Consider the following 21,038-nt stretch of genomic DNA (forward strand, 5'->3'; position numbering starts at 1 on the left):
TTACACCTCGGTCGGAACAGTCAATGATTCCAAAATCTGTTGGACCAGGCGGCCGTTCGTCATCTTCAATGTCGCTTCAAGTGTCAGGACAAGCCGGTGGGCAAGCAGCGGCGTTGCGAGTTGCTTAATGTCTTCCGGGGTAACGTATGTCCGGTCATGCATCCAGGCCCGTGCTCGTGCGGCTTGCAGGAGTGCCAAGGTAGCACGGGGACTTGGACCAATTTCCACGTCACGGTGTGCCCGCAAGGCATCACAGACGTCGAGCAGGTAATCTTCGACCGCATCTTCGATCGTGACAGCCTGGACTTCCTGTTTCCAGGTATTCAGTTGCTCAAGCGGCAATTGGAATGTATTCGGTTGTAAGTGAGCTCCCTGCAACAAGGCTTTTTCGACCCGGCGATCAAGCGGAGCAAACGATAGCTTAAACAAAAAGCGGTCGAGTTGTGCATGGGGGAGGGGAAACGTTCCCTGACCGTCAAACGGGTTTTGGGTCGCGATGACTAAAAAGTGTTGCGGTAACGTATAAGAGGTATCTCCGATCGTGACCTGTGCTTCACCCATCGCTTCGAGCAGGGCGGACTGTGTCCGCGGCGTCGTCCGGTTAATTTCGTCGACAAGGACGATATTGGCGAACAGCGGACCAAACCGTTGTTCGAATGAACCGGTCAATGGATTAAACAATTCCATCCCAAGCAGATCGGTCGGTAACGTATCCGCGGTACATTGGACGCGGGAAAACTTGGCATCCAGTGTATTGGCCAGTGATTTGGCCAGTGTCGTCTTACCGGTACCCGGCCGGTCCTCAAGCAAAATGTGACCTTCCGACAACAGGCCGATCAGCAGATGATCTATGACATGTTCTTGTCCGAGGACTGCTTGCTTTAAGTTCGTTCGTAATTGTTGGAACATGGATAAATCCCCCTTTTTATTTCGTATTCTTAAAGTTTACGAAAATTCAGATAAAACTGCCAGTGATTTAAGTCTGTTTTCCAGATTTAGTGGTTTTACTAGGAGAGAAACAAAAAAATCCTTGACCCGGGACAGGTCAAGGAGCGGCATTTAGTCTTCAAACAGTTCATCCATTAAGCCGTCAATTTCCTGGCGGCGGTTATTCGTTTCGTCCCGGAGAATCCGGATCGAACGACCGTGCCATTCGAGCCAGTCGCCGATCGTTGCGGCACGGGGCAGACGAGAACGGGGGACTTGAACCGTTTCACGGCTCTCCGTCTCACAAATCGCCTGATCCCCTTCAAATTCCGTGACGGTCATTTTCATCGTGAATCCTCTCCTTTACTCAGGGCGTAAGTCGGTCCGGCTTTTGACTTGAATCGTCTCCCCGTCTGACGTGTACTGAACGGTTCCCATCCGGTCCGTCCGGTCGACCTGGATGCTTTCCGCCGCGAGCGCATTCATGACGGTCGGACGCGGATGACCGTAAGCATTGCCTTCACCGGCTGAAATCAAGGCGCGGGAAGGGTGGACTGCTTGTAAAAAGGGAATCGAGGACGAGGTATCCGCACCATGATGCCCGACTTTTAATACATCAGCTTTTAAATCCATTCCAGATTCGAGCAAATCCTGTTCCGTCCGAATCGGAGCGTCTCCCATGAAGAGAAAGGTATTATTGCCATAAACGAGTTGCAGAACTGTACTCCAGCTATTTAAATCACGTGTGCCGTCGCGGAGCGGGGCGAGTAAGTTCAGTTTTACTTCGTCACTCGGAATCGAGACACCGGCCTTAGCCGTTTTAATGGTGATTCCTTGCCGTTTGACGGCGAGTAAAAAGTCCCGATAGGTTTCTGTCGTGTGGTTGACGCGTGGTGCGTAGACTTGATCAACAGGTAGGGCATCGAGAATCGTATCGAGCCCGCCGATATGATCTGCGTCCGGATGTGTCGCGATGATGGCCGTTAAGCTTGTGATGCCCAGGTTTTTCAGATAGCGGACGACATCGTCCCCTTTCCCGTTGTTCCCGCCATCAATCAAAATCGTTTCGTTTTTCGTCTGAATCAATGTACTGTCACCCTGACCGACATCAAAGCCGTAGACGTGAATGACGGAACCTGATTCCGGACGATCACCAGGTGACGGTTCGTCGTCGCGTGTCATATAAAAGACGACAATCAGACACAAGGCAAGCAACAGAACGGAACCCCATTTCATGTCTATCCCTCCCGTTTCTCAAACAGATACAACATGCCGTTACGCGGATGACCGAAGCGGGGACCGACATACCCCCGTTTTTTTAATGCAGACCGCATCAGAATCATCATCCCGCCGTGTCCGACGAGCAGGACCCGGTCATGTTCTTGTTGTTCAAACGTCAACTGGTTTAAGAGAACCGTAATCCGCTCGTTGGCATCCTTGATTTCCGCTTGAATCCGCTTGCTGAAGGGGGCGACAAGTCGTCCGATCAACGCCCAGGCGAGAAACGGGAGGCGGATCCGCGAGCGGATGGTCGGGAACGGGACTTCCCGTAACAGGTCCGTTATGATAATGTCGTTTCCATATACACTTTTCGCCGTCTGAACGGCACGCGGCATACTGCTGGCGTAACAAATCGTCCAGTCGATGTTTCCGAGTTCAACCGGCTGGACATCGATGGTCGAGACGTCATAACGTTCGATCCAGGCCTCGATATCGGCTGCGCTGATCCAGCCTTTGGTCGGGTAACCCTCCGTTACCCGGTGGTGTCTGACTAATCCAATCTGTTTCATATGTTTGTGACGGTCGCTTGCATCAAGAAACCGTCCACCTCTCTTTCCATCTCTCTATCGCCTTGCTGTCGTTACAGGGCAAGGCGGATCGCCATGCCGCACAGCAAGGCACCGAGAATGCTCAGTAAACTGCCGATGATATAATATTCCGCAAAACGGCGGTCGTCAAACTGTTTAAAACGGGCCAATGCCTTTAAGGCAATGATGAATCCAATGGCGCCCGTTGCATTGACCGCCACCAAAGAGACGATGATGGCCCGTTCGACGAGTCCGATGTAACGGCCGACGCCGTTGATTTCCGTCGTATAACTGCGGGCGGAATCCTCGACTTCATGCGTGACGGACCGCTTCAGACCGTCCAGTTGTTCTTTTCGTGTGACCTTCCGCTCAAAATGCGATTCAATCAAGCGGGGCGCAAAGGGCGCAAGCAGCGGGGCAATCCCGCGTCCGATTAACTCCGTTGCAATCAAGCCCCAGACGCTGATCCACAGGATTTGATCCGGTAACGTAAACGATGCCGGCCAAGCGACAGGGGTGAAAAAGAGGACGATACCGGTCAGAATCCCGATATGGATCAATTGATCGATCCAAAAGGCAAGTGCCGGATGCAAAAGACGTTTGAAGGGCGAGCCGTCCAGTAAGGCATGTGTCCCGATGATGACACCGCCGATGATCCAGGCCGTCTGACCAGTCACGTCATTCATCTGGTAAAAGAGTCCGAGGACGGCGGCTGTGCCGATGCTATGTATCGTTATATGTTCGAGTAATACCCGAAACGTGCGTTGTTTCAACTTTGCCATCCGTTGACTCTGGAACGGAAAGTCCGCCAGCAGGTGGATCAGAAGCAGGCTTAACAGCAAAGTCATCCGATCGCCTCCCAGACTTGTAACTGGTTTAAGGCATCAATCAATGCCTGTTCGAGACGTTTACGTTGTTTACGTTGGGAACGGGCGACAAGTTTCGCAACATTCATCCGGGCATCTTTTTCGTGAAAGCCCATCTTCAAACCGATTTCTTCGTAAGTAGCGTCCGGATGCAGATCCATCAGCCGGTGTAATTCGATTTGCCGGTCCGTTTTGCCGAAATAAGCGGGATACAGCATCTCGATATAACCGTTCAGCAGGGCGGTCGGCAAATAAGGCGGTCCGGCAAAGGAAATCCGGTTTGCGGTCTGTTTTGCCACTTCCTGGGCCTCAAAAGCGAAAATGATGGCACTTCCGTTGGCTTCATCGGCATGAGTCGTCGATAACGTCTCATATTGACCGAATCCGATTCCGATATAACCGTTTAACGGTTGATTCAACAGCATCAACATGAGCGGATAACTGACGGCATATTCGTTGAATACGCCAAGCAGACTGTCACCGGACTTGATTTGAAACGGTACGAGTGCTGCCGGAAATGCTCGGTTCAGCTGATCCGCCAACCGATGCAGATCGGTTAATAATTGTTCTTTACTGGAATACGCACGGGAATTTTGAATATCAAATGAAACTGCAACAGCTTGCATACAAATCCTCCTTGTTACCGAATATGCGGTTACTTATCATTTGTTACTGGTTAAAGGGTAACAATAGACTTGTTACTGTATTTAGAGTAACAGGGAAGCGTAAAAAAACAAAGACTGATTCAAATCTTTTTTATTTTTTCTTTTAGTTAACATAACATATATTATCAATAGTTGATAATTATTGTCTCATAATTAAGGTAAACTCAATATAGTGAGACAAAACAAAAAAACACGGGATTAACCGTGTTTCCGACAATCGTAATGATGTGTCCGTTCCAAGCGGCTCATTAAACGATCCAAGAAAATATGATGCCGGCGTTCGAGTTGCGTGATTCGTTCAAGCGGTAACCAGGCGAAATGGAAAAAATCACCGCAATCTTGACCGTCACCAGCAACACAATGCGTCCATCTGTTTTCCTGACATTCGATATGAGCATGATAGAAATACGTGTAATGCACCCGCATGCGTTCCGGATAACGCATTTCTTCTTCACCTACGTACTGGACGGTCGCGAGCGATAAACCGCTTTCCTCGAGTGTTTCCCGAACTGCCGCTTCCTTGGCGATTTCGGCATCTTCGATTGTGCCGGCAGGAATTTGCCAATCACTGTCTGGAGCAGATTGCGGATGAAAAACAAGTAGTTCCCATCCCTCTGGTTGCTCCCGTGTGATATAGATTGCTACTTTTTCGCGTCTTCTGAATTTCATCGTCATCACCTCTCCAGTTGGCAGATGGCACAAAAGCAGCCGAGGAACATGTCCGTAGCTGCTTGATGAAACGAATTCTATAAGCTAAAGCTCCGAACTGCCCGCTCCACATACTTCGTGGTAATCTTGCCTGACCATTTTCTTTTATTGTAGCGGTTATTGGCGGTCGTTTCAATTTGTAAACGGGTGATTTGCCGATAATTCGAAGAAAAGTCTGATAAAGCGGTCAAAACAGGCGTCAGAAAGCTAGAAACGAACGGGAAACAGCGACTTTATGCCATATTTCATAAAAAAAGACACCCCTCTATCAAAATGAGGGGCATCTGACCATCAAACAGTATACCAATCGAGAAGCGGACCGAATTTTTCTTCATCATAGGCAAACGAACCGTTCGATAACCGGTCGAGGAAGGACAACGATTGGACTTGAATTGTCTTTTCCTGCTCTTTTCCGATCAAAATCAGCTCTTTTGCTTGTGTGACGTCGATCAATGCCGCGACCTGATGCGGTTTTGATTTTAAATCACGTAACAGTTGTGTACCGCGCAAGGCGCGGTTCGAGACCTGGAATTGATCCGCAAGGCGCATTTTCTTCAAGGCACCACGTTGTGTCAACAGGACGATATTCGGTGCTTGTTTGAAGCCGATCGCACCGGCCACGACATCCTGATCACGAAGGTTGATCGCTTTCACACCCGCTGCCCGGACACCGACGACCGGGACATCGTCTTCCGTGAACCAGAGACCGAATCCATGCTGGGTCGTTAAGAACAATTGCTCTTGTCCGGTAGAAACCTTGGCATACAGGACTTCGTCATCCGCTCGTAAACGGACACCCTGCAATGGTTTTGATTTCCGCTGAGCATTGTAGTCGCTCAATTTCGAGCGTTTGACCATCCCTTGGCGGGTCACGAACAGACAGTGTGAGTTCTCGTCAAACGTCCGGACGAGGTCGACCGATAAAATCCGGTCGCCGGGATCAAGCGGCACGAGATTGGCGACGTGTTGTCCGCCGTCTTTCCATTTCGTATCCGGCAACTGATGGACCGGAATCAAGAGATAATTCCCCTGAACGGTCCAGACGATGACATGATCCGTCGTCATCGCTTGTCCTTGATACAGCAGTCGGTCCTGCTCTTTCATCTCCGGCAAATCGTTGGTCGCGCCGAAAGAACGCATTGAAGACCGCTTGATATAGCCGTTTTTCGAGACGAAGACCATTGTTTCCTCGACTGCAATCATGACTTCTGTCTTCAATTTCAACTCTTCGACTTCCGCTTCAACCGTCGAACGCCGGTTATCAGCAACCTGCTCTTTTAAGACCGTCAATTCCTTGATGATCAATCGGTTCCGCGTTTTTTCGTCGTTTAGAATCTTCTCAAGACGGGTGATTTCTTTTTCGAGTTTTGCCGCTTCGTCCTGTAATTCGACGATATCGGTGTTCGTTAACCGGTACAACTGAAGCATGACGACCGCTTCTGCCTGGCGGTCCGTGAAACTGAACCGTTCAACCAGCTTGTCTTTCGCTTCCGATTTGTTGGATGCGGAACGAATCAACGCAAGTGTCTCGTCGAGGACCGAAATCGCCGTCATCAAAGCCGAAACGACCTCCTGGCGGCGTTTTGCCTGCTCGAGATCAAACGACGTCCGGCGGATGACAACATCTTTGACGTGGCTGAGGTAAGCATCAAGCAGGGCAAGAACGCCCATCTGACGCGGTGTCCGCTCGTGAATCGCGACCATATTGTAGTTATAGGCGACTTGCAGATCGGTTTGCTTCAGGTAGAAGTGAAGCACCCCTTCTGCGTCCGCTTCTTTTTTCAGCTCGATGACGACACGAAGACCATCTCGGTCCGTCTCGTCGCGGACTTCCGCTACCCCTTCGACTTTACGGTCCAGGCGGAGTTCTTCCATCCGTTTGACGAGGTTGGCCTTATTGACTTCATACGGGAGTTCCGTAATCAGAATCTGTTGGCGTCCGCCGCGTAACGTCTCAATCGTTGCCCGAGAGCGGATGATGACTTTGCCACGTCCGGTTTCAAACGCTTTTTTGATCCCGTCGAGACCTTGGACGACACCGCCGGTCGGGAAATCGGGACCTTGCATATGCGTCAGTAAATCGTCGACAGTATGGACGGTTCCGGAGATTCGGCCGATCGCGGCATCAAGGACTTCACCGGCATGGTGCGGCGGGATTTCCGTCGCATAACCTGCTGAAATTCCAGTCGATCCGTTCATTAATAAGTTTGGCAGCAATGACGGCAGAACGAGCGGTTCTTCGGTCGTATCATCAAAATTCAATGTATAGTCAACCGTCTGTTTGTTGATGCCGTCGAGAATCAGGCTCGAAACTTTCGACAAACGGGCTTCTGTATACCGCATTGCTGCCGCACTGTCGCCGTCAATCGAACCGTTATTCCCTTGCATGTCAATTAACGGATAACGCAGTTTCCACTCCTGACTCAGGCGGACCATCGCTTCATAGACCGACGAATCGCCGTGTGGGTGATAGTTACCGATGACGACGCCGACCGTTTTCGCGGATTTCCGGTAAGCGCGGTCGAACAGGTTACCTTCCGTATGCATCGCGTACAAGATACGGCGTTGAACCGGTTTTAATCCATCACGTGCGTCCGGTAAAGCCCGGTCCTGGATGATATATTTCGAATAACGACCGAACCGGTCCCCGACGACTTGCTCAAGGGACAGGTTCAAAATGTTTTGCAGGTTAGACATATCAGTTCACACTCTCTTTCGTCACGTGTTCATTTTCAATGATCGAGAGGTCTTCCGTCAGTCCGAACGCTACATTGTCTTCAATCCAGCTCCGGCGGTGTCCGACATTGTCGCCCATCAGCACGGAAACTCGTTTCTCGGCGACAGCGGCATCATCGATCGTGACGCGGATCAATGTCCGGGTCTCGGGATCCATCGTCGTTTCCCATAATTGCGGAGCGTTCATCTCCCCCAGTCCTTTATAACGCTGGATCATATAGCCTTTACCGAACTTTTTCGTTGTTTTCGCCAGGGTTTCTTCATCCCAGACGTATTCAAACTTCTCAGACTTGCCCTTCCCTTTCGAGACGCGGTAGAGCGGTGGCAAGGCGACGAAGACTTTCCCGGCATCAATCAACGGGCGCATGTAGCGGAAGAAGAAGGTCAACAGCAAGACTTGAATATGCGCGCCATCGGTATCGGCATCGGTCATGATGATGACTTTGTCGAAGTTACAGTCCGATAAATCGAAGTCTGCCCCGACGCCGCTGCCAATCGCGTGGATAATCATATTGATTTCTTCGTTTTTCATGATATCCGCAAGTTTGGCTTTTTCCGTGTTCAGGACTTTCCCGCGTAACGGTAAAATCGCCTGGAACGTCCGGTTACGGCCTTGTTTGGCTGAACCGCCGGCTGAATCTCCTTCGACGAGGAACAATTCATTTTTCTCCGCGTTTTTCGACGCGGCAGGTGTCAGTTTCCCGTTCAGGATGCTCGAACGTTTCTTTTTCTTGCCATTGCGGGCTTCTTCGCGGGCTTTACGCGCTGCTTCCCGGGCCTGAGCGGCGCGGATCGCTTTTTTGATCAGGAGGGTCGCCGTTTGCGGGTTTTCCTCAAGATACGTCGATAAACGGCGCGTGATGACGGCGTCACAGCTTGTCCGGGCTTCCGGAGAACCGAGTTTTGATTTCGTCTGTCCTTCGAATTGCAGGAATTCTTCCGGAATCCGGATCGACACGATCATCGTCAGCCCTTCACGGATATCATTCCCGTCTAAATTCTTGTCTTTTTCTTTGAGCAGCGTGTTTTTACGGGCATACTCGTTCATCACCCGTGTCATCGCCGTTTTAGCGCCGACCTCGTGGGTTCCACCGTCGCGTGTCCGGACGTTGTTGACGAACGACAGGACGTTTTCCGAATAGGCATCCGTGAACTGGAAAGCGATATCGACCTCGATGTCATTTTCCGTACCTTCAAAGGCGACTGTCGGATGTAACGTATCTTTGTCGTCGTTCAAATAGCCGACAAATTCGCTGACTCCGTCTTCATATTGGAACGTGTCCGCTTTTTCCGACCGTTCGTCGGTCAGTGTGATTTTCAGACCTTTCAGCAGGAAGGCCGATTCACGTAGGCGTTCCGCTAACGTATCGTAATTGTATGTCAACGTGCTGAAGATTTTTCCGTCCGGCTTGAAATAGACGCTTGTTCCTTTTTGGCGCGTCGTGCCTGTCTCAAGCAACGTCGTTTTCGGAATTCCCCCGTCTTCGAACGTTTGCTCAAACTGTTTCCCGTCGCGATAAATCGTGACTTTTAACTGCGTCGACAGGGCGTTGACAACAGATGCTCCGACACCGTGCAGTCCGCCCGATGTTTTATAACCGCCTTGACCAAATTTTCCACCGGCATGAAGCACCGTGAAGATGACTTCTGCCGTCGGTTTGCCGGAAGCATGCATCCCGGTCGGCATACCGCGTCCATGGTCACGGACCGTAATTGCATTATCTTTATGGATGATGACATCGATCTGTTCCCCGAATCCGGCCAGTGCCTCATCAATCGCGTTATCGACGATCTCATACACCAAATGGTGGAGTCCGCGATGATCGGTCGAACCGATATACATACCCGGGCGTTTCCGGACTGCTTCGAGTCCTTCTAATACCTGTATGGCATCATCATTATAATTGTTTAAATCTGTCGCCATGTTTTTCACCTCAAATAGAAAAACGTCGAATATTCCAAACGTTCGTTCGTTTTTCTAGTAGTCTGTATCTAATTGTAGGCATCTTCTTGCTATCTGACAAGGATAATCTAGAAAACAAGAAAAAAAGACACCTACTGTCAAGGAGTAGATGTCTTGCTGAATCACGATCACAAGTACTGGTGTTCAATTTTAATGCAACGGTTTTCGATGTACGGAATCCCGGCCCCAAGGGCTAAACTTTCCGCTTCGACACTCGATAATCCGAGCTGATTCCAAATCATGCCGACGTCACCGTGAGCGACGGCATCCTTCGCAGCGTCCGCCAAAAACTCCGAGCGACGGAAAACATCGACGATATCGATATGGCCCGGGATGCTGGCGACACTCGGATACACTTTCTGACCATTCCATTCATTTAAGGTTGGATTGACCGGAATGACTTCGTACCCGTGTTGGACGAGATAATCGGCAATCCAGTTCGCCGTTTTTCCGGAATCGCTTGATACCCCGACAACGGCGATCCGTTTTGCTTCTTTTAACAACTGACGTGCTTGTTGATCTGAAATCATGTTATTTCCCCCTTATGTTAAATACAAGATAGTCTTAGTCTATATACCCGATTCAATTTGGATTAAGCCTTTCAACTGGAGGGAGGAACGTGTTCGAAGTGTGAGAATCAAAAACGGTCTGTACGAAAACGAGACGACCAACTACCCGTCGGACTGGATTTCGATGCAACTGAGAGCGAAATGATTTTTTGTGAAAAATAGTCTGTTTAATTGTTTACATAATATAATTATTGTATTAATTTGCTTACAAAGTGATGAAAATATAATTTGCATCGAGTCGAACCGTTACCTGTCTTTGGTGATTTCGATGCAACTGAGCGCTCCCTGTCTGACAATTTAACGTTGCGTGAAATAACTATTTCACGCAAACTAGTGTACCAACTACCAACGTTTGGTATAGTAGTGACAGAGAGGGGATAGAATGATGAGTTTGTTTAAAAACCTGGGAAAAACCGTGAAAACGGCCCCCCTTCCCGCCCATACGATCGATCTTCCGGGATATGTCCGGATGCCGGATTTCATCCGGTTTTACATCGACCATTTGGCATCGAAAAATTTCTCGAAGGCGACGATGCGGCGGTATGTGTATGATTTTGATTCATTTTTTCAGTTTGTCGCGGAAGCGTCGGGTGAAGCGATTCGAGCACGTGATATCACGCAGGAAGCGTTTCTTGAAATTGACGGATCCGGGATTGCCGCTTATGCGGAATACTTAGCCTTAACAAAGCAAAATGCCCCAAGTGTCATCAACCGGAAGCTGTCAGCACTGCAGTCCTTGTTCCGGCATTTGATCGATATCGGGGTCCTGTCGGAAAACCCGGTCGCAAAAATCAATCGTCCGAAACAGGCAAAACGGGATCCGGTTTACTTAACGAAACGGGAATGGGATGAGTTGATCCAACTGTTGCCGTCGAATATCGAGATGAATGCCCGGGAAGCGGCACATTATGAACGGGATCGCGTCCGGGATATCACGTTGTTCCAGGTGCTCGGTTACAGTGGCATGCGGCTCAGTGAAATGACGCAATTGACCTGGAGTGCCATTGATTTTCACGAAGGAACGATTCGGGTCATCGGGAAAGGCAACAAGGAACGGGTCATTCCGCTTGCGAAGCCGGTCCGGGTCGCCTTACGGAAATACGCCGCACACTATAGTGTAACGATGCGGGGGCCGGATCCGATTTTCCAAAAGCAAGGCAAAGCGCTCAGTCCCCGGGCTGTTCAACATATTTTAAAACGGCACGTTGACCGGTTGCGCCCCGTGCTGCCGTTTTTGGAGCGAAAACAGATCACACCCCATAAATTACGGCACACGTTTGCGACGCGCCTGGCGACAGGCGGGGTCGATGTCTTGACGATTCAACAATTACTTGGCCACGAATCGGTCGCAACGACACAGGTCTACGCCCATATCGGTGATCAGGAGAAAAAACGGGCGATCGAATTATTTGATGGTGAACGATAATTGTATTATGTCACCTGAGTGTCACTGAAAGGAGAACTTGGATGAATTATGGCTTAAGTGAACGGAAAATCAAACAAATGTCGGATACCTATGCCTTTCGTCGCGGGAAACGTTACGTCGCTGCCAAAAAAGTTACATTACGGAACTACCAATCCGGTGATTTGCTCGTCGAAGCCGCTGTTCACGGTGAATCTGTCTTCACTGTCACCGTCCGCGTCAAGGAACACGGCGTGGATGCCGGTTGCAACTGTCCGTCGCTGGCAATGGATCAATCGTTTTGCGGGCATATCGTCGCCGTGTTGTTAGCGATGCATCATGTGCAAGTCTACGGCACACCTGCCGGAAACCAATCGTTGATCCGTCCGTTTGCGACGACGCGCCAGGCAGAAGACGCAGCAGTGACGGCTTATTTGCAAACATTAAGCAAAACGGAACGGGCAAAAATCAGGTTTGATGTCAACGGTTCGGCGATTGTGATGGAAAGTATCACAGCCCAACAACGTTTTACGATCAGTTCCGCTTATTTTGACCGCCTTTTGCATACGCGTGACCGTTTACGGAATCTGGCCGACGTCTGGCTCAGTCCCCTGCTCAAAAAACGGCTCGTCAGCGGTCCGCCGTTAGTCGAACTGGCGCTCGACCGCGAGCAAGGTGGGCTTGAACTGCTCGTGACGTTTAGCTATCAGGGGGTTCGGATCAATCCGTTACAGGAGACGGATTGGCTCGGGCGCGATGTATCGCTTGAAGGATCCGTCCTCCGCTACGTGACAGAGAGTGGTTTCTTGGAGCGGGACGGTCGCTATCGGTTAGAAGAAGAGGAAGCGGAATATCAGTTTTTGAAAGGTTTGCTCGACCCCCGTGTCGTTTACGGCAAACTCATCGTCCAAGTGACGGAGAGTATCCGCCAATCCTTACCGAACGGACCGTTTCATCCACGGATCGATGTCGAGACGACGGACCGCTTGGATTGGTTGACGTTCCGCTTTTCTATGGATGGAATCCCGGAAATGGAACTGAAACAGGTCTTGCAGTCGCTTGTCACCCGGAAAACGTATCACCGGTTAAAGAACGGTCAGTTTGTCTCGTTTGAGACCCGGGCATTTGAACAGTTACAACGCGTTTTTCGGCAACTTGAAGCAGCAGAGCAGGACCAACTTGAAGCGGTTTTGCGCGCACCCGCCCTGCCGAACCTCAAACATCTGGTCGGTGCCTCCTTCTTGCATATCCATAAACAATTAACAGAACGGTGGCTCGAGCTGAAAAACGGAACGGGTGTCTACCTGAACTTCCCGGAAGTACTCGATCGGCATTTGTATCCGTACCAGCGGGCAGGCATCCAGTTCATGGCGAATCTTGCCGGACATGACGGGCACGGAATTTTAGCGGATGAGATGGGGCTCGGGAAGACGATCCAAGCGATTGGTTATCTCGAGACGCTTCCGCCGGGTCGGATGTTGATTGTCGCCCCGGCTTCCCTGCTCCATAACTGGCAGGCGGAACTTACACGGTTTGCGCCGTCAAGAACCGTTCATTTGTTGAACGGAGCACGGAAACAACGGTTGGATCAAATCGAGACAGTACCAGCGGACGGAATTTTTCTGATTTCCTACCCGTCGTTACGGGCCGACATGGAGGCACACCAGACCGTCGAATACGACGTCGCCATTTTCGATGAGGCACAACATCTGAAGAATCCAGCGTCACAAACCGCTGTCCGCTTGCGCCGTATTCGGGCGAAACGTCGGTTTGCCTTGACCGGAACACCGCTTGAAAACCGGACCGATGATCTTTGGTCGATTTTCCGGGTCATTTTCCCGTCGTTGTTACCGGACTTACCGACGTTCCAGACATGGTCATATGATGAAATCCAACGATTCGTCCGACCGTTTATGATGCGACGGACAAAAGCCGAAGTTTTGCAGGATTTACCGCAAAAACAGATTGTCCACCATTATACAGAGCTCGGTCCGACGCAGAAAAAACTTTATGCTTCCTACTTGGCGAAACTGCAACTGGAAACGTTACAGCATCTCGACGAAACGAAGCGTGAAGACCGGATTAAGCTGCTCGCCGGTTTGACCCGGTTGCGGCAGATTTGCTGTGATCCGGCGTTATTTGTCGAAGGTTATACAAGTGAATCGACAAAACTCGAACGCCTGCTTGAAATCATTGAAGAAAAAGTAGCGAGCGGACACCGGATCCTGATTTTTTCCCAGTATACGAAGATGTTGGCCCGGATTCGGGAACGACTGGCAGTACGACAACTTGCCCACTTTCTACTAACCGGTGAGACACCGGTTGAAGACCGTGTCGCACTGTGTGACCGGTTTAATGCCGGTGAAGTCGATGTCTTCCTGATTTCCTTGAAAGCCGGCGGGACCGGTCTGAATCTGGCGACGGCGGATACCGTCATTTTATACGACAGTTGGTGGAATCCGGCCGTTGAGCAGCAAGCGGCTGACCGGGCCCATCGATTGGGACAAGAGTCGCCGGTCGAAGTGATCAAGTTATTGATGACCGGGACAATCGAGGAAAAGATGGCGGAATTACAGGATCGAAAGGCGACGATGATTGATGCCGTCTTATCGGATCAGAAGCCGGATATTTTAACGATTCGTGAACTCGTCCGGTTGCTTGATTCCCCCTCTTTTATCGATTCAGCAGGTGATTAACCACACAAATCAAAGAAAATCTTAAAAAAATGAAAGACCTTCAATCCGTTGTCTATCAACAGGTTTGGAGGTCTTTCGACAATCAAATTCAGAAAAAAAGGTTTTAACTTTTGAAAGACAGGGGTATATCTACACTAGCACCGTACAACACGGTCGCTTTTCAATTATTGTTTCTCAATATCAGCGTAATGACCTGGGAGAGAAATGCTACTTACTCACTTCGTTTTTCATTTCTGAATGGAATCCAGTTGAACTAGCATTTAGCGCAAGAATTTCTGTTGGAACCTATTGTTCCACTCCTACATTCATTACCTTTTGAGGGCTATACCAAATTCAAGGGGGAAATGAACATGTCAGTAACATTAAAAGTAGAAGAACGCGAAGTACGCCCACGCTCACTTAGAAAGCAATTACGTCATGAAGGAAAAGCTCTTGGTGTCGTGTATGGCTACAAAGTGGAAAGCACACCGATTTCATTCGATGAAAAAGAATTGGTCAAAGTTGTCCGTGATCACGGCGAAAACGTCTTGGTTGCTCTTCAAATCGGCGGTAAAAAGGTCAACACGTTGATCAACAAGCTTGATATGGATATCTTTACACCAACCATCAAACACGTTGAATTCATCGCTGTTAAAATGGATGAAGAAACAGAAGTCGAGACGGATATCGTCCTTGTTGGCGAAGCAGCCGGCGCGAAACTTGGCGGATTCCTTTCACAAACACTCTTTAAAGTAACAGTTGCCGCAACACCAGATAAATTACCGGAACGCATCGAAGTCGACGTGACGGATCTTGCAATCGGAGATTCAATCACAGTAGCTGATCTTCCGGAAGAAAAAGATTTCCGTGTCGTCACAGAAGGTGACATCCAAGTTGCAGCGGTCGTTGAATCGACACTTGAAGCTGAACTTGAAGAAATCGAAGAAGCAGAAGCTGAGGCACAAGCAGCTGATGCGGATACAGCGACAGACGATTCAGAACAAACTTCTGAAGAGCAAGCTGAAGAAAACAAAGAAGATAAAGAGTAATCTTTTCTCTCCTCCCCTCGTGGGAGGTTTTTTTTATGCATATTGACAAGTCCGGTCGACAGCCGTACAGTGAAGAAGGTACACATCATTGACACATCCACTAGGGGAGCCATTTGGCTGAGACGATTCACTTCGGACCCTTTGAACCTGATCTAGTTCATACTAGCGTAGGAAAGTGGAGCGGAATCCTCGTGCTCTTTTTCTGCATCTTGCAGGTTACACGACCGCTCTCTTTTCATAGAGGGCGGTCTTTTTTGTGGTTTCTTTGTGGGTGTGCATTCAAAGGAGAAGTGATTATGAACAGTTGGAAAATGAAAGAAATCATCGTCATGATGATGCTCGCCGTCGCGTGTGGTGTCCTCTACTTAGGGTGGTCGACGTTATGGTTACCGATCTCGGCCATCTTCGGACCGGTCGGATCAAACTGGATGTTCGGCATCTGGGTCATCGCCAGTCCCCTTGTCGCCTACATCATTCAAAAACCAGGCGCGGCATTGATTGCGGAAGTCGTCGCCGCTGCCGTCGAATTGTTTACAGGGAGTCACTTCGGCTTATCGGCACTGTTGATTGGATTCGCACAGGGGATCGGGGCCGAGATTGCCTTTGCCGTGTTCGGATACCGGAAATTCAATACGTTTACCTTGATGTTGTCCGGTGTCTTCGCTGCCGTCGGAAGTATGGTCTACAGCCTCATCGTGAACGGATTTGCCTACTATACGACGACGACTCTCCTGTTGACGTTTTCCTTACAACTTGTCAGCGGTGCTCTGCTCGGCGGCTTACTCGCAAAAATCATCGTCGATGCGCTCATTAAGGCAGGGACACTGAATGGGTATGCGATCGGACGACAACGAAAGCAGCGTGCCGCATGATGCAGTGTGAGCACCTGACAGTCCGCTATCCGGATCAGGATCACCCGGTCTTACAGGATTTGTCGGTTACGATTGATAAAGGAGAAACGACGTTGCTCGTCGGTCCAAGCGGCAGTGGAAAGACGACCTTTTTACATGTCCTCGCCGGTCTGTTGCCGGAGACGATTGAAGCCGATGTCAGCGGTCACTGGTTGACCGAGGGAACGGTCGGGATGTTATTCCAACAGCCGGACGATCAGTTTTGCATGCAGACGGTCGGTGCCGAAATGGCCTTTAGTCTGGAAAACCGAAGCATCTCCCGATTTGAAATGGATGAGCGGATTAAAGGTGTCTTGGCACGGGTCGGACTTGACCTCGCCTTGACGACGCCGATTGCCGAGCTGTCCGGCGGGATGAAACAACGGCTTGCTCTAGCCTGTGTATTGGCACTCGAACCGGACATCCTGTTGCTCGACGAACCGACGGCGCAACTTGATCCGCATGGTCAACGTTTGATGATGGAGCTGATTGAGGAATTGCACCACGATCCGAACGTGACACTGGTGCTGATCGAACACCAACTGGAGCAGTGTGTGACGTTTGCGGACCGGGTGCTGGTCTTTCAAACCGGACGGATCCGTCTTGACGGACCGCCGCGGGACATTTTTTCAGAACGCCGGACCGTTTTGACTGAGCTCGGGATTGCGACACCGCGCCTTTACCCGTATACATTCGAAACGATACCGGCCGAGGTCGCGGCAGAATGGGCACTCGATCGTCCCCCTGTCCGCGAACCCGTTTCAACCGAACCGACATTTGAACTTGTTGACGTGACCGTCCGGCACGGAAAGCAGACGGTTCTCCAGCGGATCTCGCTGAACGCCCACGCCGGAGAATGGATCATGCTTGTCGGACGCAATGGAGCCGGCAAAAGTACCCTGCTCGAAACGCTGGCCAAACTGTTACCGGCGCAAGGCGGAACGATTCAGTTGTTTCAGACAGCGTTGAAGAAATGGCGGGACCGGACATTTTACCGGCAGGTCGGCTTTGTGTTTCAGCAACCTGAGTTTCAGTTTCTCAAACAGACGGTTCTTGACGAACTGACGATCAGTTGTACCTCACCGTCGTCCGGTCAGATGGATGATGCCTTACAGTACTATCGCTTGGCGGACGTCGCGGGTCAGTCGCCGCTCGCACTCAGTCTTGGTCAAAAACGGCGTTTGAGCGTCGCGACAATGCTGCTTGAGCGAAAAGCTGTCTTGTTGCTGGACGAGCCGACTTTCGGACAGGATGCCGAGACGACGGCACAACTGATTGAAGTCTTGCGGCAAGCCCGTGCAGCCGGGACGACGCTCATCATGGTGACGCATGATATGGAGCTGGTGTACCAACAGGCAGACCGGGTGCTCGTCCTCGGTTCGGAAAACATTCAATTTGACGGTTCACCGGAGGAATTGTTTCAGGAAACCAAGATTTTACACGACAATCAGCTGATTCGTCCGGTGTCCTATCAGTATCAGCAACAAAAGGAGGGGATCCGTCATGCAGGAAAACCACTCATGGCTCGCTCAAATTAATCCTTCCGTCAAACTGGCGACCCTGGTCTATGTCATGCTGTTGCTGATTTCGACATCCCGTTTAGAAGTGACGTTTGCACTGCTCATCCTTTCCGCCGTCGGCGTATGTTGCTCCGGCTGGCAGCTGTCAACGCTTCTCATTCGTCTCGTCCCTTATGGTGTGTTGTTTCTGTTGACGTTTTGGATGATGGCCGCGTTCGGAAAAGGTGAAACGGAATTGTGGGCATTCGGCTGGTTCCGGATCACGGAAGAGAGTCTTGCACATGCCTGGTTGGTCGCGACGCGGATGCTCGCCTTCGTCCTGTTGAGTGTAACGTTCGTTGCAACAACGGACGCGACACGGTTCGTCATGAGTCTGATTCATCAATGTCGTCTGCCGGTTCGCCTTTCCTATGGATTTTTAGCCGGTCTCCGCTTCATTCCGATCTTTCGGCAGTCGATTCGAACGATCCGTCAAGCGCGTCGTGTCCGGCAACAACGGTCACTTTGGCCGTGGCAAACGTTTTTTGACATCAGTCTGCCGTTGTTTACGACCAGTATCCTCCGCTCGGAACAGATTGCGATTGCGATGGAAGCCCGTCAGTTTCGGGTCAATCGAACCTATTATGTCGAGCCGGTCGTAACACGAGGGGATCTTGCCTTTCTGTTGATGACCGTCACGCTCGCGACGTCACTTCGCCTGGTGGTTTGACAGCGGACGATTACGCGGCACTACTTGGGGGAATAAACAGGACAGATACAGTGAATCCAAAAAAGTAAGTGGGTGGAGTCGTGAAACGAATCCTGTTAGTCGGCGCAGGTCATGCGCATTTAGAATGTATCAAACAAGGGAGTCATTCGGATGTCGACTGGATCGTCATCACTCCCTCGCGTTATCAGTATTATTCCGGGATGTTCTCCGGACTGGCGGACGGAACCTATACACTCGACGAGATACGCATCGATGTCAAAGCGTTATGTGAACGGCACGGTAAGACGTGGATGGAGGACCGGGTCGTGCGAATCGATGCTGCCAACAAACACGTTATCTTTCAGTCCGGACAGGTCGTGCCGTACGATATCGTGTCGTTTAATATCGGATCAAACGACTGGGAAGCAAGCACTCCGAAACACGTTACGATCAAACCGAACTATCGTATAGAACAAGCGTTACAGACGTTCAGGAGTGCCGTCTCCCCTGTCATCGTCGGCAGTGGTGCGGCGGCCGTCGAGATGGCGGCGTCATTTCAGTCAAACGGTACACCGGTCACCCTGATTCATGAAGAACCGTTGCTCAGCGGTCATCCGGCCGGTCCGGAACTGGCCGCGCGACTCGATCAGTTGGGTGTCAACCGGATCATTGACCGGTTCGAAACGCTGGATGGTCAAACAGCAACGCTCCAATCCGGCCGCTTGCTCGAGACGGATGCCGTTTTGTTTTTAGGAGGGGCAACGGCACATGAATTGTTTCAGGTATCCGGTCTGTATTGTGATGACCGCGGATTTTTACTGGTGCACGAGACGCTGCAGTCGCTCGAGGATCCGTCCATCTTTGCCGTTGGGGATTGTGCGACTCTGATCGCGTATCCGGATACACCGAAAAACGGTGTGACGGCGGTGCGACAGGCTCCGCTGTTGCTTCAGAATTTGATCCGATGCGTGAATGAAGAACCGTTACGGGCGTTTCGGCCCCAACGGTGTTATTTGACGCTTCTTGCGCTCGGTCATCGCCAGGCCACCCTGCTGTACGGACGATTTTACCGAACCAACCGGCTCAGCTGGTATTTCAAACAATCGATTGACCAGCGATTTATCAAGAAATATACGGTCTGAATCAACAGGCAGAAAGATGAATGGTTCATCTTTCTGCCTGTTTTATTTATAAATTACATTTTTTAAAAAAAGAAGATTCTATTAAAAATATGGTAATATGATGGATAATTAATTAAGGAGGAATTATCATCAAAAATAGATTACTGACTCTCGCTATGCTATCCAGCATCGTGTTAACCGGCTGTGGGCAAGAACGATTGCTAGATCTCAAGCCGGTACCTTCCTACTGGTCTGCCCATTCATTTGCTTCCGACGAATACTCAGATCAGGAAGTCCCCGTTAAACAAAAGAAACAATTGTTGCGGACCTGTATGCAGAATAAAACGGTGTCCCTTCCGAAATCGTACCGGACGTTGCAGTCATTCGGTATATTTTTTACGTTAAATAATCTGGAAATAGCACCGTTTCCGACCGAAATTGTTTATTTGGCACACGGCAATCAGATGTACCTATCCTGTCGTTCGCCTAAGACACAGGAGTTGCGTGTCCATCCGATTAAAGCGTCGGACCATCCGTGGGTCCGCTTGACGGAGGGTCCGGATCGGATTGCACTTCAAGCACCCGTCTCTATTCCACTGAAAGAAGAACAATTGGACCAGCATGTATCCGTCAATCAGGAAATGAGCGCAGACAATGAATTTGCTAAGGATTTGAAACCGTTCCATGCGTTTCAATTGCCGATTTCAGGACAACTGTTGTTCGTCATGACAGAATCGGGCAAAGAGCACATCATTCGAAACATTGCGATGTCGTCCCTTCATCAGCAAGGCGAGTTTTACCTGGTGAGCCGCCGTCATATTGACGGATCGACGTCCCGCTCGTTAACCTTTTCACGCGACGGGTGGGACCTCGCAGATCGGCAAATCATGACGGCATACAAATCGAATCGGATCAAAACGAAGCAACATTCCTTGCCAAAAACGTTACCGGTCAATCAAACCGTTCCCTTCGTGACCTTTCAATTCATAAAAAAAGAACGGGTAGTAGAAGAAAAGACGCTTTCCATTCGTTATCAGCCGGTCTACCGTCCGGTCAAGGAATACCAAATCGAAGATGAGCCGACGCGCGGAATCACGGCCTACTTCCATCCGACAATGAAATCGTTTGAAAAGGCGAAACTAAGTGAGATGGTCATCCTGCCAGATAAGCTGTCCCGGACGGTGGCCGAAGAGTTAAAGGCTGTGACGTTGGAAGAACCACAAGGAACGCGATCACCATTTTCGTACATGACGTTGCTTGAATACGGTAATACCCAGACCTTTCAGGTGTATCTGAAAAAACGTGCCAACAAGACAGATCTTTACTTGCAAGATCAACGGACGAAAAAAAGTACCAGATTATCAGGTGAGTTGGCACGGCAAGTCAGTGAAGAATTAGAAGAACAGTGATGCTAATCGGTTTCCTGCTCCACTAGTTATGATGTGAGACGC

At 50.2% G+C, this 21,038-nt stretch carries 18 protein-coding genes and 1 riboswitch; of the genes, 8 read left to right on the forward strand and 10 right to left on the reverse strand.

Features of this window, described 5'->3' with window-relative positions:
- From KNP93_RS08485 to KNP93_RS08530, 10 genes are all read right to left on the reverse strand, one after another.
- Positions 1–909 (reverse strand): AAA family ATPase, encoded by a 909-nt coding sequence (locus KNP93_RS08485; protein WP_214854497.1) that lies wholly within the window; start codon positions 907–909, stop codon positions 1–3.
- Positions 910–1,059: 150 nt separating this feature from the next.
- Positions 1,060–1,275, reverse strand: a complete 216-nt coding sequence (locus tag KNP93_RS08490) for a DUF3006 domain-containing protein (protein ID WP_188004406.1) — start codon at positions 1,273–1,275, stop codon at positions 1,060–1,062.
- 15 nt (positions 1,276–1,290) lie between these two features.
- A complete protein-coding gene (locus KNP93_RS08495) occupies positions 1,291–2,163 on the reverse strand; it encodes a ComEC/Rec2 family competence protein (RefSeq protein WP_214854500.1) in 873 nt (290 codons plus the stop codon).
- 2 nt (positions 2,164–2,165) lie between these two features.
- Entirely contained in the window at positions 2,166–2,717 is a 552-nt protein-coding gene (locus tag KNP93_RS08500; protein ID WP_114595730.1) for a histidine phosphatase family protein, read from the reverse strand.
- Positions 2,718–2,788: 71 nt separating this feature from the next.
- A complete protein-coding gene (locus tag KNP93_RS08505) occupies positions 2,789–3,583 on the reverse strand; it encodes a DUF3307 domain-containing protein (protein WP_214854502.1) in 795 nt (264 codons plus the stop codon).
- Complete coding sequence (locus KNP93_RS08510) at positions 3,580–4,227, reverse strand: hypothetical protein (RefSeq protein ID WP_131503737.1); 648 nt, start codon at positions 4,225–4,227, stop codon at positions 3,580–3,582. The genes KNP93_RS08505 and KNP93_RS08510 overlap by 4 nt, the downstream gene beginning before the upstream one ends.
- 237 nt (positions 4,228–4,464) lie before the next feature.
- Positions 4,465–4,935: an NUDIX domain-containing protein gene (locus KNP93_RS08515; protein ID WP_233494529.1), complete on the reverse strand. Its 471-nt coding sequence runs from the start codon at positions 4,933–4,935 to the stop codon at positions 4,465–4,467.
- A 330-nt stretch (positions 4,936–5,265) separates the two neighbouring features.
- Positions 5,266–7,671 carry a DNA topoisomerase IV subunit A gene (gene parC, locus KNP93_RS08520; RefSeq protein ID WP_131503738.1) on the reverse strand — a complete coding sequence of 802 codons (2,406 nt, stop codon included), beginning with the start codon at positions 7,669–7,671 and terminating at the stop codon, positions 5,266–5,268.
- A 1-nt stretch (position 7,672) separates the two neighbouring features.
- Positions 7,673–9,634, reverse strand: a complete 1,962-nt coding sequence (gene parE / locus KNP93_RS08525) for a DNA topoisomerase IV subunit B (RefSeq protein ID WP_131503739.1) — start codon at positions 9,632–9,634, stop codon at positions 7,673–7,675.
- A 167-nt stretch (positions 9,635–9,801) separates the two neighbouring features.
- Positions 9,802–10,203, reverse strand: coding sequence for a CoA-binding protein (locus KNP93_RS08530; RefSeq protein ID WP_131972640.1), 402 nt, complete (start codon positions 10,201–10,203; stop codon positions 9,802–9,804).
- Positions 10,204–10,627: 424 nt separating this feature from the next.
- Here KNP93_RS08530 and KNP93_RS08535 point away from each other — a divergent pair, with 424 nt between their 5' ends.
- From KNP93_RS08535 to KNP93_RS08570, 8 genes are all read left to right on the forward strand, one after another.
- Complete coding sequence (locus tag KNP93_RS08535) at positions 10,628–11,668, forward strand: tyrosine-type recombinase/integrase (RefSeq protein WP_251138729.1); 1,041 nt, start codon at positions 10,628–10,630, stop codon at positions 11,666–11,668.
- A 41-nt stretch (positions 11,669–11,709) separates the two neighbouring features.
- The gene (locus KNP93_RS08540) at positions 11,710–14,340 is read left to right on the forward strand and encodes a DEAD/DEAH box helicase (protein WP_214854518.1); all 2,631 of its coding nucleotides are present in this window, start codon (positions 11,710–11,712) and stop codon (positions 14,338–14,340) included.
- 350 nt (positions 14,341–14,690) lie between these two features.
- Positions 14,691–15,368 carry a 50S ribosomal protein L25/general stress protein Ctc gene (locus KNP93_RS08545; protein WP_026828270.1) on the forward strand — a complete coding sequence of 226 codons (678 nt, stop codon included), beginning with the start codon at positions 14,691–14,693 and terminating at the stop codon, positions 15,366–15,368.
- 92 nt (positions 15,369–15,460) lie between these two features.
- Positions 15,461–15,559, forward strand: a riboswitch (TPP riboswitch).
- Positions 15,560–15,664: 105 nt separating this feature from the next.
- Entirely contained in the window at positions 15,665–16,240 is a 576-nt protein-coding gene (locus KNP93_RS08550; RefSeq protein WP_214854521.1) for an ECF transporter S component, read from the forward strand.
- A complete protein-coding gene (locus KNP93_RS08555; RefSeq protein ID WP_251138730.1) occupies positions 16,237–17,796 on the forward strand; it encodes an ABC transporter ATP-binding protein in 1,560 nt (519 codons plus the stop codon). Before KNP93_RS08550 ends, KNP93_RS08555 begins: the two co-directional genes overlap by 4 nt.
- Positions 17,762–18,487 (forward strand): energy-coupling factor transporter transmembrane component T family protein, encoded by a 726-nt coding sequence (locus tag KNP93_RS08560; protein ID WP_214854524.1) that lies wholly within the window; start codon positions 17,762–17,764, stop codon positions 18,485–18,487. Before KNP93_RS08555 ends, KNP93_RS08560 begins: the two co-directional genes overlap by 35 nt.
- A gap of 80 nt (positions 18,488–18,567) precedes the next feature.
- Positions 18,568–19,608 carry an NAD(P)/FAD-dependent oxidoreductase gene (locus KNP93_RS08565; RefSeq protein ID WP_214854525.1) on the forward strand — a complete coding sequence of 347 codons (1,041 nt, stop codon included), beginning with the start codon at positions 18,568–18,570 and terminating at the stop codon, positions 19,606–19,608.
- 197 nt (positions 19,609–19,805) lie between these two features.
- Positions 19,806–20,996, forward strand: a complete 1,191-nt coding sequence (locus tag KNP93_RS08570) for a hypothetical protein (protein WP_214854527.1) — start codon at positions 19,806–19,808, stop codon at positions 20,994–20,996.
- Positions 20,997–21,038: the final 42 nt, after the last annotated feature.

It is taken from the genome of Exiguobacterium sp. s166 (assembly GCF_018618855.1).
GTDB lineage: Bacteria > Bacillota > Bacilli > Exiguobacteriales > Exiguobacteriaceae > Exiguobacterium_A.